Here is a 13,830-nt window from a genome sequence, read left to right on the forward strand (position 1 = left end):
GGGCTCATACTTAAGAAGTCCTTAATTGCCAAAATCTACAGTCTGGGGCAGGGGCCGGCAGCAATGCCGGCGTGGACCGTCGAACCGGAAGTAATGCCGCCAATGGCGCGAGACGCTGCCGCTGGATTTGTGTCGCGAGCCCGCGCCCTGGCGCGGAGGCTGTCGCGTCATGTCCGCGCGGCGCCGCTGCTGGCAGCCAGCCTGCTGATCGGCTTCACGGCGCCTGTCCGGGCGGCCGACGCGATCAGGGGCGAGGCGACTTTCTCGGCCAGCGGCGGCTTTGCCCGTCTCGTGATCAAGCTCGGGGAGGACGTCCCCTCCGAGGTTACGACGGCCGGCTCCATTCTCGTCATCCGTTTCGACCGGGCGGTCGACGTTCCCGTCGATCGCGTCCCGGAAGGCGCGCCCGACTACGTCAACTCCGCCCGCCGCGATCCCGATGGCGGCGCCATCCGCCTGTCGCTGGCGCGGCGCGTCACCGTCAACACCATGAATGCCGGCGAACGTACCTTCATCGACCTCTTGCCGGAGGGTTGGAAGGGGCCGCCGCCGAGCTTGCCGATGGACGTGGTCAAGGAACTCGCCGAGCGCGCGCGCGTCGCCGAACGCGCGCTGCGCGCCCAGCGCGCCGCGGCGGAGAGTAAGAAACGGCCGCAGATCCGCGTGCGCGCGTCGGTGCAGCCGACCTTCGTCCGCTTCGTGTTCGAGATGCCGGATGGCGTCGGCGTATCCTCCGTGCTCAATGAACAGAAGCTCACGCTCGCCTTCAACGCCAACCTGAATTTCGATCTGGCGGACGCGGTCGTCGCAGCGCCGCCGAACGTCGCCTCGATCAAGCAGAAGGCCGACATCGACCAGACCAGTGTCGAGATCGCGCTGATCGGCGATTCCGACGTGCATTCGTTCCGCGACGAGAAGAACTACGTCGTCGACATCTCCTTCCAGCCGGACAAGGGCAAGATGGCCACGTCGGCGGAAGCTGCGATCGCGCAGGCCAAGCCCGCCGCTCATGGACCGGCGCCTGCGCCTGAAAAGCCGGCGGCCGAGAAGCCCAAGGACGCGCATCGCGAGATCGCGCCGCCGACGTCCGAGACGATCGCGCGCGAAGCCAGGATCGATGCCAAGCCCGAGGTGAAGCCGGAAGCGCCCGCCGCCATGCCGCCCGCTGAAGCGCCGAAATCGGTGCCCGCTCCTGCATCCGAAGCCGCGCCCGCTGCGCAAGCGCCCAAGGAAGCGCCCAAGGAAGTTTCGAAGTCTGTCGCGCCAGTTGCAGACGCTGCGGTCGCGCCCGCCAAGCCGGTCATGGCCGAAGCGGCTCAAGAGGTCGTGAAGGATGCTGCCAAAGAGCCGGTCAAGGAGCCCGTCAAGGCCGCGCCAGCAGAGGCGCCCGCTGCGCCGCAGCCGACTGGTGCCAGCGTCGATGTCCGCCGCGACAGCGACGGCCTGCGGGTAACTTTCCCGCTTCAGGTCGCAACCCCTGCGGCGGCGTTCCGCCGCGGCGACACCGTTTGGCTGGTGTTCGATACGGCAAAGCCGATCGACGTCGAGGCGATCCGCACCAAGGGCGGCGCGATGATCGGCGAGGTCGGCCGCGTCCCGCTCGAGAAGGGACAGGCGGTGCGCATCCGTCTCACCCGGCCGCTGGTCTATTCGCTGTCGAGCGAGGAGGTCGGCAAGCAGACCAACTGGCTCTTGACGCTCGCCGACAAGATCCAGGCGACCCCGCTGCCGCTGATGATCTCGCGCAACATCACCGACCCGGCGCTCGCCAACATCGCGATCCCCTTCGCCAATCCGGGGCTCCTGCACAAGCTCACCGATCCCGATGCCGGCGACACGCTCTATGTCATCACCGCGCAGCGGCCGGTGCGCGGCTTCATCAAGCGGCAGGACCTCGTCGATCTCGCGCTGCTGGAATCCGCGCATGGCATCGCGATCCGGCCGAATTCCGACGAGGTCGGCGTCGAGGTCGGGGCCGACAAGGTCATCCTCGGCAAAAAGGGCGGGCTAACGCTGTCCCCGGTCGACATCTCGGCCGAGCGCGCGCCGACCGCAGTGCGGCCGGTCTTCAGCCCCGAAGGTTGGCGCAAGGGCCAGTCGGAAAATTTCATAGCGCGCCAGAACGAGCTGATCACGGCGATCGCCAACCTCGAACCGGCGATGCGTTCCCTGCCGCGGCTCGACCTCGCGCAATTCTACATGTCGCGCGCGATGTATCACGAGGCGAAGGCCGTCACCGAATTGATGCTCGCCGATCCTCTCAACAAGGAGGAGAGCGGTGCTCTGATCATGCATGCGATCGCGAGCATCCTGATCGGTCGGCCGGCGCAGGGCCTGAAGGACCTCGCCAACCCCGTGATCGGCAACAGCCACGATTCCCAGCTCTGGAAAGCGCTCGCCTATGCGCGCCAAGGCAAATGGGCGGACGCGCGCGAGAAGTTCAAGAACGTCGAATTCGCCATCGCCTCGCTACCGCTCGACATCCAGCGCATCGTGACGATGGAGGCGATGCGCGCTTCGCTCGAGGTGAAGGACTATGCCGGCGCCTCCAAGCGCCGCAGCGAGCTCGAGGTGGTCGGCGTCTCGCCCGAGGCCGCGCCCGGCTTTGCCGTGCTGCGCGGCCGGCTTGCCGAGGCGCTCGGCCACGACAAGGACGCGCTCGACGACTACAAGTTCGCCGTCGGCTCGTCCGATCGGCCGGCTGCGGCCGAGGCCAAGCAGCTCGAGGTCGCGCTGCGGCAGAAGCGCGACGAGATCGGCAAGGAAGACGCGTTGCGCGAGCTCGAAACGCTCTCGATGACCTGGCGCGGCGACTCGATTGAGGTCAAGACGCTGCAGATGCTGTCGCAGATGTTTGCAGAGAACGGACGCTACCGGGACGCGCTCACCGCGGCGCGCACCGCGACAAAGCTGCAGCCGAACGCAGAAGCCTCGCGCCAGGCGCAAGACCTCGCCTCCGACCTGTTTACGCAGCTCTTCCTGGGACCCAAGGGCGACGAGCTGCCGCCGATCGAATCGCTCGGGATGTTCTACGAGTTCCGTGAGCTGACGCCGATCGGCCGCCGCGGCGACGAACTGATCCGACGCCTCGCCGACCGTCTCGCCTCGATCGATCTGCTCGACCAGGCCGCCGAGCTCCTGCAATACCAGGTCGACCATCGCCTCGAAGGCGCGGCGCGTGCGCAAGTCGCCGCGCGCCTCTCCATGATCTATCTCGCCAATCGCAGACCCGACATGGCGATCACGGCGTTGCGCGCGAGCCGGATCAGCGACCTCTCAGGCGAGCTCAGGCAGCAACGCCTGCTGCTGGAGGCGCGTGCACAGAGCGACGTCGGCCGCCACGATCTTGCGCTCGATATCGTCTCCAACGTTACAGGCCGCGAGGTGCTGCGCCTACGCTCGGATATCTTCTGGGCGGCGCGGCGCTGGCGTGAATCCGCCGAGCAGATCGAGCTCTATTACGGCGAGCGCTTCCGTGACTTCAAGCCGCTCAACGCGGTGGAGAAAAGCGACATCATCCGCGCCGCCGTCGGTTATGCGCTCGCCGACGACTCGATCGGCATGTCGCGCTTCCGCGAGAAATATGCGCCGCTGATGAGCGAGAGCGCCGATCGGCTCGCCTTCGACATCGCGAGCAAACCGACCGGCGCTTCCAGCGCCGAATTTGCCGATATCGCCAAGCTGGCTGCCAGCGTCGACACGCTCGACGGCTTCCTGCGCGAGATGAAGCAGCGCTTTCCCGACGCCACCGCCCGCGCGCCGGCCTCTCCACAGGCCAAGGACGAGTCCGACCACACCGGCTCGCTGCCCACGATCCCCGTCGTGCGCCAGATCAAGATGACGCGATAGGACGCCGCTCCTTCTTGGCCTCGCGACAGGTACCCGTGAGCCAGCTCTCAGGTGACGGGCAGGGCCGAAGACTATCGCCCGCGTACTCATCAACCCGATCAGTCCGCGAGGACGTAGGCCTTGTCCATTCAGTCTTTGAGACCGGACATGGCCCGTTTGCCTGTGCTAGTCGGCTGAGGGCTCCAGGTCCATTGTGAGAAACATATGCTCCGCGAACCGATCTTAGGGCGTAGAAACAGGGGAAGCCGCTAAGGCCAGCAAGCGACGTTAACGGGCCTAATTGAGCTTTGCCCGGACCTGATAAATTGCCGAGCCCAAGCTCGAGGCAAGCACTAGCACAAGACCAAGCCCGATCATGGGGTTGCTTGCGATCACCGCCGCAAGCGATACGCCTAGCGCCGCGGCCAACATCTGCCAGAAACCTAACAGGGCCGAGGCAGCACCGGCGCGATCGCCGAATGGCGAAAGAGCTTGCGCGCTGCAGAGCGGATTGACCATGCCCATGCCCAGCAGGAATACACATGCGCCGACAAGAAATGGCAAAAAGCGCCCGTCGAAAAGCGCGAATAGCAACACCATGCCGCCGCCGACACAGGCCAGCGCGAGACCGATGCAAATCGATCGGTCGAGACCAAGGTGCGGAACAATTTTGGTAGCGATAATGCCGGCACTAAAGACGATCATGACAGTGCCTGCGAAGAACAGGCCGAGTTGCATGGGTGTGAAGTCGAGGCCTTCTATCAAGACACGCGGCAACGCCGAAAACATTGCAAACAGCGCACCTAAGATGAGGCTAACAGTTGCGGCAGGAACCACGAAACGGCGGTCAGTCGATAGCGACCAGTAATTCTTTGCGATCGTCGAGGAATTGAACTCGGCGCGTGGCGCGTGGTGCGTTTCTCCGAAAGCCGCAAGAAATGCCGAAGCGGCGACGACGGCAAAGATTCCGACGAACACAAAGGCTGAACGCCAGCCAAAAAAATGATCCAGCGCGCCACCGACCAGGGGCGAGAATCCAGGCGCCGCTGCCATCGCAACCATAACAAAGGTGAGCACGCGCGCTAGCTTTTCGCCCTGGAAAAGATCTCTTGCGATAGCTCGCGAAAGGACAGACGTGGCACATGCGCCACCGGCCTGCACAACGCGACCAATCAATAGTGCCGCCAAATCATTGGCTAACGCGCACCATATGCTACCTGCGAAAAATACAGCAAACCCGATCATCACGGGTATGCGCCGGCCGAAACGATCCGATAACGGACCGACAACGAGTTGTCCGACCGCGAACATGGCGAGGAATATGGTGATAGCTGACGTTACCTGAGCGCTGGTGACGCCTACCGCGACGGCGATACTCGGTAGCGAAGGCAACAGAATGTTGGTGGCCAACGTGCCACTCGCAGACAACGCGGCAAGAACGGCGACCTGAAGACCAAGCGGCACGACCCGACCGAGCAGATGGTTTTCGACGTTGCTGGTCATAAGCCGCTTCGGATCTAGGGATGATGACCATCATATCAATGACCCATTGAATGCGCAACCTGAGCATATTCCGATATGTCACGAGCCGCCGAACGCGCTGACGATGGCAGGCTTCCGTCTTGCGCTGGTAAGCTCAAGTGCACGCCTACAAGCATCGGGCTAGAGAGGATGGGGTCGCTGACCGCTGCCCAGGACCGCTACCCCCCGTAACTCTGCACCAGACTGCCTGCCACCAGCGACCAGCCGTCGACCAGCACGAAGAAGATCAGCTTGAACGGCAGCGAGATCGTTGCCGGCGGCAGCATCATCATGCCCATCGACATCAGCACGGACGCGACGACGAGGTCGATGATCAGGAAGGGAAGGAACAGCAGAAAGCCGATCTCGAAGGCGCGCTTCAGCTCCGAGATCATGAAGGCGGGGACGAGGATGCGTAAGCCTAGATCGTCGGGGGTTGCCGGCGGCGGCTCGCCGGAGAGATCCAGGAACAGCTTGAGGTCCTTCTCGCGGACGTTCTTCTGCATGAAGCCGCGCAGGGGGACGGAGGCGCGCTGGAGCGCGTCCTCGACGCCGAGCTGATTGGCGACCAGCGGACGGATGCCTTCGTCGTAGGATTTTTGCAGGACGGGTCCCATCACGAAGAAGGTGAGGAACATCGCCAGCGCGATGATCACCGAGTTCGGCGGGGCGGTCGCGGTGCCCATTGCGGTGCGCAGCAGCGACAGCACGACCACGATGCGCGTGAACGACGTCATCATGATCAGGATCGACGGGGCGATCGACAGCACCGTGAGCAGCGCGATCAGCTGGATCGCGCGCTCGGTGACGCCGCCACCGCCAGCGCCTCCGCCGCCGAGATTGATGCTGATGTCCTGCGCATGTGCCGGCATCGCGAGCGAAGCCGCGCCGATCAGGACAGAAAGAAGAAAAACTCTACGCGGGAGGGCCGGCAGCCTCACGAAGACGGCTTCGGACGGCCGAGCAACGAGGCCATCTCGTCTTCGAGATTTTCAAAGCTGGTCTTTTCCGGAGCCGGCTTTGCGGCAGGTGCCGGTGGCGCCGGCGGCTCGCTGCGGGCCACACGCGGAGGAGCGGCCGGGGGCTCCGGGGGCTCCGGGGCGACCGGTGGGGCAAGCGTCTCGCCGGCGGGGCGGCGCAGCGCAGCTTCGAGCCGCTGCGCCATCTCGGCGAGATTCTGCTCGGCGCTCGATGGCCCCCCAGGAGCGGACGCCGGCGGCGGAACGGGCGGAGCCTGCGGCACAGGCGGAGGAGGCGCGGCTACGCGCTCGGAGCGCACCGGAGGCGCCTTTACCGGCTCGCTCTGGCGGGGCGGGCGCGGCATCAGAGGGGGTTCGTTGCGCGCAACGCGCGGCGGAATAGGTTCGGGACGCGGCTCGCGCTCGGGGCGCGGCGCGAGCGGCTCGGAGGTGAAGCCGGCCAGTGGCGGCTCGTTGCGGCGTTCGGCCAGCCCGGGAGCGGGCCGGCGCACTTCGTCGGCGAAGGAGGGACGCGCGGGCCGCGGTGGCGGCTCGGGCATTTGCGGCTCGGGATGATCGAGCAGCTCGGGCCGCGGTGCTTCGTCGGCCCAGCTGCTGGTATCATGCATCGGCGCAAGACGCGGCGGCTCGGCGGCATTGGAACGCTGCGGGAGCTGGTCGCGGCTGGGTGCTGCGCGCACGATGTTGGGTTCGACGACGATGTCGGTGGGGCCACCGATCATCAGAAGATGCTCGACATTGTCACGCCGGACCAGCACCAGACGGCGGCGACCGTCGACCGCGGCGGCATCGATCACGGCCAGCCGGGGCATCCGGCCGCGCTGGGTGTTTGCGCCAAGCCGGCTGGTGGCGAATCGGCGAACCAGCCATGCAGCGACGCCGATCAACGCCAGAACGACGATGAACGCGACGATGAAGGTGATAGGGCTGCCTTGCATACTTGTCCCCGACAAATGGCGCTTGTCTCGGGCCAGTGGTCAGATGCGCCAACCACCGGCTTACGTTGCCCAAACTGCGATTTCTTAACGTCCCACGGCAAGTTTTGCCGTCCCCAACTCTTAATAACCCATGAATCGCTCGATCCAAAACGACTTCTTGACCTGTGAATGCGCCGCCAAGCGGTTGGGTTAATGCCGCTTTTGGAGGCGTAGAATCACGGGGCACGCGCAGTGGTGTCCCGCCGGGGCAACTGCCTGCGACCTCCTTAACCGGCTGTTAACCATACAGGCGGCAAATTCTGCCTAGCTTCGGACCTGGTCCGAGAGGCGGAAGGAGCCGCAACGATGTCCATCAACGATCTTCCGGTGCTTTCGGCGCTTCGCACCAAGATGCAATGGCACCAGGAGCGCCAGCGCGTCCTGTCCGAAAACGTCTCCAATTCCGACACGCCCAAATTCCGGCCGCGCGACCTGGTCGAGCCGAAGCTGGACAAGAGCGGCGCCGTGACGGGTTCGATGGGTCCCTTGGCGCTCACCCGCACCAGCGGTTCCCACATGGCGCCGTCAGGCGCGGCCTCCGGATTCGACCAGAACAAGAATGCGGGTTTTGAGACCCGCCCCGCGGGCAACGCCGTCAATCTCGAAGAGGAGATGATGAAGGCCGCCAGCAACCAGATGGACTATGCGGCGGCGACCTCGCTCTATTCGAAGAGCCTGCACCTGCTCAAGACCGCGATCGGCAAAGGCTAGAGCTAGAGGAAGCGCATCATGGCGAATGACAGCAGCGACTTTGCCCGTTCGATGGCGATCGCGACCTCCGGTCTGCGGGCGCAGGCCGGGCGCATGCGGGTGATCTCGGAGAACATCGCAAACGCGGATTCGACCTCGCAGACCGCCGGCGGCGATCCTTACCGGCGCAAGGTGCCGACGTTCTCCTCGGCGCTCGACCGTACACTCGACGCGCAGGTCGTCACCCTCGGCAGGATCAAGCCCGACCAGTCCAATTTCCGCACCAAATACGAGCCGAACAATCCGGCGGCGGATGCGACCGGTAACGTCAAATATCCCAACGTGAACTCGGTGGTCGAGATGACCGACATGCGCGACGCGCAGCGGTCGTACGAGGCCAACCTCAACATCATCAGCGCGACGCGCCGGATGATCCAGCGCACCCTCGACATCCTCAAGAGCTGAACAGGACATTTGAACCATGGCAACACCGACAATTGCCGCCAACGCCTATGCAAACCTCGCTCGCGTGCTGGAGAACAGCGGTGCCGGCAAGGGCAGCGAGCCGAGCGGGCAGTCCTTCGCTTCTCTTCTGAAAGACACTGTCGGCAGCGTCCTGGAATCCGGCCGCAAATCTGATGCGCAGACGGTGGCGATGGCCGCCGGCAAGGCCAATGTGATGGATGTGGTGACGGCGGTCGCAGATACCGACGTCGCCGTGTCCACGCTGGTCTCGGTCCGCGACCGCGTGATCGCGGCCTATGAAGACATCATGAAGATGCCGATCTGATTGCTCTGGTTCGTGTGTCCTCATCAAGAGGTGGGGATGAGAGTTGAATAAAGGAACTGCGAAATGACCGGACCGGAAACCCTCGACGTCGCGCGTGATGCGATCTGGACGATCGTGATCGTGTCGTCGCCCCTGATGGTGGTCGGCCTCGTGGTCGGCGTCGTCGTGTCGCTGTTCCAGGCGCTGACGCAGATCCAGGAGCAGACGCTGATCTACGTGCCGAAAATCCTGGCCATCTTTGCCACAATGCTGTTGGCCTTGCCATTCATGGCAGACGCACTGCATTCCCACATGCTGCGGATATCGTCGCGAATCATCGGCGGCTGAGGCACTATGCGCCTATCATGCGCATCGACGTCTCGCTGCTGCCGGCGCTTGCCGCCTCCTTCATGCTCGCCTTTGCCCGGGTCGGCGCGATGGTGATGCTGTTGCCGGGCCTGGGCGAGACCAATATCCCGACACGGATCAAATTGTCGATCGCGCTGCTGCTCACGCTGATCATCCTGCCGCTGCATCGCAATGCCTATCAGGTCGACATGGGCTCGATCGCGCCGCTGCTGGTCCTGATGCTGCATGAGATCGTGATCGGCATCGTGCTGGGAGCGACCGCGCGGGTGACGTTGTCGGCGCTGCAGGTTGCCGGTGCCGTGATCGCGCAGCAGATGGGGCTCGGCTTCGTCACTTCGGTCGATCCGACTCAGGGACAGCAGGGCGTGCTGGTCGGCAACTTCCTGACGATACTGGGGGTGACATTGCTGTTCGCCACCGACAGCCATCATCTGGTGATCGCGGCGCTGAACGACAGCTACACGATCTTCGCGCCGGGCGAGACCGTGTCGAGCGGCGATGTCGCCGCACTGGCGACGCGCGCCTTTGCCGCCGCGTTCCGCCTGGGCTTGCAACTTTCCGGACCGTTCCTGGTGTTCGGCCTCATCTTCAACATCGGGCTCGGCGTGCTGGCGCGGCTGATGCCGCAGATGCAGGTCTATTTCGTCGGCGTGCCGCTGTCGATCTTCGCCGGCTTCCTGGTGCTTGCCGTCGTGCTCACGGCGATGATGGGCACCTTTCTCGACTACTTCATCGGTGTCATGCACCAGATGATGCCACTCAAGTGACCGGGTGATCGATGGCGGAAGACAACGATCCAGAGAGTCAAACAGAAGACCCGACGCAAAAACGTCTCGAAGAGGCGCTCGAACGCGGTGACGTCGCCAAGAGCCAGGAGATCAACACCTGGTTCATGATCGCGGGCGCCACGCTCGTCGTCTCGAGCTTCTCGGGATCGGTTGGCAGCGGACTGCTGGCGCCGATGCGCAACCTGCTCGCCAATTCCTGGATGATCAAGACCGACGGCAGGGCTCTGCTCGCCCTGATGCAGCAGATCGAAGTCGCGGTGCTGGCGGCGGTGGGCGTGCCGCTACTGATGCTGGTGCTGGCGGCAATTGCCGGCAACGTGCTGCAGCACCGCCTGGTCTGGTCGGCCGAATCCCTCAAGCCCAAGTTCAGCAAGCTGTCGCCTGCCGAAGGCCTCAAGCGCATCTTCGGCAAGCAAGCGGCGGCGAACTTCCTCAAGGGTCTCGGCAAGCTGATCGTGCTCGGCGCGGTCATGACCGTGATCCTGTGGCCGGAGCGGCATCGCATGGAGGCGATGGTCAGGCTCGATCCGGCCTCCCTGCTCGGCGCCTCCACCAGCCTGACCATTCATCTGCTCGCCGCGGTGGTCGCGGCGCTCGCGATCATCGCCATCGGCGACTATTTCTTCCAGTATCGCAGCTGGTTCCAGCGGCAGAAGATGTCGCTCCAGGAGATCAAGGAAGAGTACAAGCAGTCCGAAGGCGACCCGCACATCAAGGGCAAGCTCAGGCAACTGCGCCAGCAGCGCTCCAAGAAGCGCATGATGGCGGCGGTTCCCAAGGCCTCGGTGATCATCACCAACCCGACCCACTATTCGATCGCGTTGTCCTACGAGCGCGGCATGTCGGCGCCGATCTGCGTCGCCAAGGGCGTCGACAACCTCGCTTTCAAGATCCGGGAGATCGCGCGCGAGCACGACATCCCGATCGTCGAGAACGTGCCGCTCGCCCGCGCGCTCTACGCCACCGTCGAGATCGACGAGGAAATCCCGACCGAGCACTACCATGCGGTCGCCGAAGTCATCGGCTACGTCATGCGTCTAAAGAGCGGATTCGGTGCCACCCGGCAATAAAACCCCTGAAAAGTACCGGAAATGGCCGTAATCTGGGAATCAGCGTACCTTTCGCCCCTGCTGCCCTTGCGCCTGCGGGTCCGATTCAGGCAGGGAGGACCCTGCGCGCCCTGTAGCGCGTTGATTCTCTGCCGACAGGCTTGTGCCAGCTTGAGATGACTGCCGAGACCGACCACGACCTCACACGCGAGCCCGTTGCGGCGCACGAGCCGTCGCCGCGCTCGGGCAGCATTGCGCTGGTGCTGCTGGTGGCCGCCGGCCTCGTCGCCGTTGCCGTCGGGTTGATGACGCTCGGGCGCGCGCAGGCCCAGCCCTATATCCTCGGTATCCTCGCCGTGCTGGCGATGGTCGGCCTGTTCAACCTGTTCGCCTTCGCCGCCGGCATCATCCGCTTCGTCGACCGCAATCTCGACGATCCCGTGATGGGGCGCATCGCCGACCACGCCTTCGATGGCCTCGCCGTGACCGACCCGCGCGGCCATGTGGTCTATTCCAATGCGGCCTATCTGACGCTGACCGGCGCCGCCGGGCCACAGGACGTGCGCCCCGTGGAACGCGTTTTCATCGGCAACCCCGACGTCTCCGAAGCGGTGTTCCGCCTGTTGAAAGCCGCGCGCGAAGGCAAGCGGCAGCAGGAAGAGGTGCGCATCTCCGGCCATGACGGCAGCCAGGGCCGCTGGCTGCGCATGCGGGTGCGGCCCCTCGGCACCGGCAAGCGCGAGACGAGATACGCGGTGTGGTCGATCGCCGACATTACCCGCGATCGCGAGCGCCAGGAGGACGTGTTCCAGGAACTCCAGCACGCGATCGAATATCTCGATCACGCGCCCTGCGGTTTCTTCTCGGTCAATCCGGCCGGCGAACTCGCTTACGTCAACGCGACGCTGGCGAATTGGCTCGACTACGACCTCGCCGAGATCGGCTCGGGCGGGCTGAAGCTCACCGACATCGTCTCCGGCGATGGTGCTTCGCTGCTCACCGCGATCGTGGCGGTGCCGGGCGAGGTCAAGACGGAAGTCTTTGATATCGACCTGCGCATGCGCACCGGCAAGACCATGCCGGTGCGGCTCTATCACAAGCTCGCCTTCGGCGCCGACGGCGCGCCGGGGCCGTCGCGCACGCTGGTGATCAGCCGTGCTCGCGACGAGCGCAGCGATCCGGACCGCGCCGCCGAAGTGCGGTTCATGCGCTTCTTCGACCATACCCCGATGGCGATCGCGACGGTCGACCGCGGCGGCAATGTCGTGCGCGCCAATGCGCGCTACGCCAAGCTCGGGCAGGCGCTGGGGCTCGACAGCGCCAGCAAGTCGATCTTCCGCGCGGTCAATTCGCGCGACCGGCATCTCTTGATCGCGGCTATCAACCAGGCCTCGGAGGGCCAGGCCGACGTCGCGCCGGTCGAAGTGGCGCTCGAAGGAACCAAAGAGCGCTGGGGCCAGTTCTTCGTCACGCCGGTGGACGCGGCCGAGAACGACGCGGAAGCCGCCATCGTGCACATGCTCGAGACCACCGAGCGGCGCGCGCTGGAGAACCAGATCAACCAGTCGCAGAAGATGGAGACTGTCGGCCAGCTCGCCGGCGGCATCGCCCACGACTTCAACAACGTGCTCTCCGCCATCATGATGGCGAACGACTTCCTGCTGAACGCGCACAAGCCGACCGACCCGTCGTTCCAGGACATCATGCAGATCAAGCAGAATGCGACGCGGGCAGCCACGCTGGTGCGGCAATTGCTGGCGTTCTCGCGCCGGCAGACGCTGCGGCCGCAGGTGCTCGACCTCGGCGATGCGCTCTCCGATCTCGCCATGCTGCTGCGCCGCCTGATCGGCGAGAAGGTCAAGCACGAGACCATCCACGGCCGCGATCTCTGGCCGGTCAAGGTCGACGTCTCCCAGTTCGAGCAGGTCATCGTCAACCTCGCGGTCAACGCGCGCGACGCCATGCCCGACGGCGGCAAGCTGATCATCCGCACCGCCAACGTCACCACCGAAGAAGCGGCCAGGCTGGCCTACAAAGGCATGCCGGCAGCGGACTACGTGCGGATCGAGGTCGCCGACACCGGTACCGGCATCCCCGCCGATATCCGCGACAAGATCTTCGAGCCGTTCTTCTCGACCAAGGAAGTCGGCAAGGGCACCGGCCTCGGGCTCTCCACCGTCTACGGCATCGTAAAGCAGACCGGTGGCTTCATTTACGTGGACTCCGAGCCGGGGCAGGGCACCTCGTTCCAGATATTCCTGCCGCGCCATCATGCCGAGGCGGAGGTGCAGGTCGAGCAGCCGGCGCCGGTCGTGGGCGCCAGCAATGGTGCCGCGAAGGACGCCGGGACCGCGGCGGACGCCAAGCCCCGCACCGATCTCACCGGACAAGGCACCATCCTCCTGGTCGAGGACGAGGAGGGTCTGCGCGCGCTCAACGCACGCGGCCTGCGCTCGCGCGGCTACACCGTGGTCGAGGCCGAGAACGGCGTCGAGGCGCTGGAGGTGCTGGAAGAGCAGAGTGGCGGAATCGATCTCGTCGTGTCCGACGTCGTGATGCCGGAGATGGACGGCCCGACGCTGCTCAAGGCGATGCGCGAGAAGAACCCCGACATCAAGTTCATCTTCGTCTCCGGCTACGCGGAAGACGCATTCGAGAAGAGCCTGCCCGAAGGTCAGCAGTTCGACTTCCTGCCCAAGCCGTTCACGCTGAGCCAGCTCGTGGCGGCCGTGAAGGAGACGATGGCGAAGGCGGGGTGAGGGCCTCAACGCAATGACGACGGAAAAGCGGAATTCCCGTCGCAAAAGCCACCGGTAACCCGCGACCGCGGCGCCTTCGCATACCCGGCCAAGCTGCCGC

11 protein-coding genes are annotated in these 13,830 nt (G+C 64.8%); 8 read left to right on the top strand and 3 right to left on the bottom strand.

All coding sequences use genetic code 11. The features are described from left to right. Window positions 1–102: 102 nt before the first annotated feature. Window positions 103–3,849: a hypothetical protein gene (locus BcanWU425_RS14660; protein ID WP_085384336.1), complete on the top strand. Its 3,747-nt coding sequence runs from the start codon at window positions 103–105 to the stop codon at window positions 3,847–3,849. 276 nt (window positions 3,850–4,125) lie between these two features. On the opposite strand, the gene BcanWU425_RS14665 is transcribed toward BcanWU425_RS14660, so the two are convergent. The 3 genes from BcanWU425_RS14665 to BcanWU425_RS14675 all read right to left on the bottom strand — a co-directional run bounded on the left by BcanWU425_RS14665 (window position 4,126) and on the right by BcanWU425_RS14675 (window position 7,267). Further along, window positions 4,126–5,331 carry a multidrug effflux MFS transporter gene (locus BcanWU425_RS14665; protein ID WP_204511686.1) on the bottom strand — a complete coding sequence of 402 codons (1,206 nt, stop codon included), beginning with the start codon at window positions 5,329–5,331 and terminating at the stop codon, window positions 4,126–4,128. Between the two features lie 197 nt (window positions 5,332–5,528). Beyond that, the gene (gene fliP, locus BcanWU425_RS14670) at window positions 5,529–6,290 is read right to left on the bottom strand and encodes a flagellar type III secretion system pore protein FliP (RefSeq protein WP_026233171.1); all 762 of its coding nucleotides are present in this window, start codon (window positions 6,288–6,290) and stop codon (window positions 5,529–5,531) included. After that, window positions 6,287–7,267 carry a flagellar biosynthetic protein FliO gene (locus BcanWU425_RS14675; RefSeq protein WP_204511684.1) on the bottom strand — a complete coding sequence of 327 codons (981 nt, stop codon included), beginning with the start codon at window positions 7,265–7,267 and terminating at the stop codon, window positions 6,287–6,289. Before BcanWU425_RS14675 ends, fliP begins: the two co-directional genes overlap by 4 nt. Window positions 7,268–7,612: 345 nt before the next feature. Here BcanWU425_RS14675 and flgB point away from each other — a divergent pair, with 345 nt between their 5' ends. The 7 genes from flgB to cckA all read left to right on the top strand — a co-directional run bounded on the left by flgB (window position 7,613) and on the right by cckA (window position 13,730). Then, on the top strand, window positions 7,613–8,017 hold the full coding sequence (flgB, locus tag BcanWU425_RS14680) for a flagellar basal body rod protein FlgB (protein ID WP_204511683.1): 405 nt from the start codon (window positions 7,613–7,615) through the stop codon (window positions 8,015–8,017). 18 nt (window positions 8,018–8,035) lie between these two features. Beyond that, window positions 8,036–8,461 (top strand): flagellar basal body rod protein FlgC, encoded by a 426-nt coding sequence (gene flgC, locus BcanWU425_RS14685; RefSeq protein WP_007602149.1) that lies wholly within the window; start codon window positions 8,036–8,038, stop codon window positions 8,459–8,461. Between the two features lie 16 nt (window positions 8,462–8,477). Beyond that, window positions 8,478–8,786 (top strand): flagellar hook-basal body complex protein FliE, encoded by a 309-nt coding sequence (fliE, locus tag BcanWU425_RS14690; RefSeq protein ID WP_007612285.1) that lies wholly within the window; start codon window positions 8,478–8,480, stop codon window positions 8,784–8,786. 63 nt (window positions 8,787–8,849) lie between these two features. Further along, window positions 8,850–9,113: a flagellar biosynthesis protein FliQ gene (gene fliQ, locus BcanWU425_RS14695; protein ID WP_007612284.1), complete on the top strand. Its 264-nt coding sequence runs from the start codon at window positions 8,850–8,852 to the stop codon at window positions 9,111–9,113. Window positions 9,114–9,130: 17 nt separating this feature from the next. After that, complete coding sequence (gene fliR, locus BcanWU425_RS14700) at window positions 9,131–9,901, top strand: flagellar biosynthetic protein FliR (protein WP_204511682.1); 771 nt, start codon at window positions 9,131–9,133, stop codon at window positions 9,899–9,901. A gap of 11 nt (window positions 9,902–9,912) precedes the next feature. After that, window positions 9,913–10,992 (top strand): flagellar biosynthesis protein FlhB, encoded by a 1,080-nt coding sequence (gene flhB, locus BcanWU425_RS14705; protein WP_204511681.1) that lies wholly within the window; start codon window positions 9,913–9,915, stop codon window positions 10,990–10,992. Between the two features lie 155 nt (window positions 10,993–11,147). Then, window positions 11,148–13,730 (top strand): cell cycle histidine kinase CckA, encoded by a 2,583-nt coding sequence (cckA, locus tag BcanWU425_RS14710; RefSeq protein WP_204511680.1) that lies wholly within the window; start codon window positions 11,148–11,150, stop codon window positions 13,728–13,730. Window positions 13,731–13,830 lie beyond the last annotated feature (100 nt).

Origin of the sequence: Bradyrhizobium sp. WU425 (assembly GCF_021052305.1) — a bacterium.
Taxonomy (GTDB): domain Bacteria; phylum Pseudomonadota; class Alphaproteobacteria; order Rhizobiales; family Xanthobacteraceae; genus Bradyrhizobium; species Bradyrhizobium canariense_D.

Excerpts from the sequence above, each read along its gene's own strand:
- BcanWU425_RS14660 (WP_085384336.1), top strand. The coding sequence starts at position 103 with ATGGCGCGAGACGCTGCCGCTGGATTTGTGTCGCGAGCCCGCGCCCTG.
- BcanWU425_RS14665 (WP_204511686.1), bottom strand. The coding sequence starts at position 5,331 with ATGACCAGCAACGTCGAAAACCATCTGCTCGGTCGGGTCGTGCCGCTT.
- BcanWU425_RS14675 (WP_204511684.1), bottom strand. The coding sequence starts at position 7,267 with ATGCAAGGCAGCCCTATCACCTTCATCGTCGCGTTCATCGTCGTTCTG.
- flgB (WP_204511683.1), top strand. The coding sequence starts at position 7,613 with ATGTCCATCAACGATCTTCCGGTGCTTTCGGCGCTTCGCACCAAGATG.
- flgC (WP_007602149.1), top strand. The coding sequence starts at position 8,036 with ATGGCGAATGACAGCAGCGACTTTGCCCGTTCGATGGCGATCGCGACC.
- fliE (WP_007612285.1), top strand. The coding sequence starts at position 8,478 with ATGGCAACACCGACAATTGCCGCCAACGCCTATGCAAACCTCGCTCGC.
- fliQ (WP_007612284.1), top strand. The coding sequence starts at position 8,850 with ATGACCGGACCGGAAACCCTCGACGTCGCGCGTGATGCGATCTGGACG.
- fliR (WP_204511682.1), top strand. The coding sequence starts at position 9,131 with ATGCGCATCGACGTCTCGCTGCTGCCGGCGCTTGCCGCCTCCTTCATG.
- flhB (WP_204511681.1), top strand. The coding sequence starts at position 9,913 with ATGGCGGAAGACAACGATCCAGAGAGTCAAACAGAAGACCCGACGCAA.
- cckA (WP_204511680.1), top strand. The coding sequence starts at position 11,148 with ATGACTGCCGAGACCGACCACGACCTCACACGCGAGCCCGTTGCGGCG.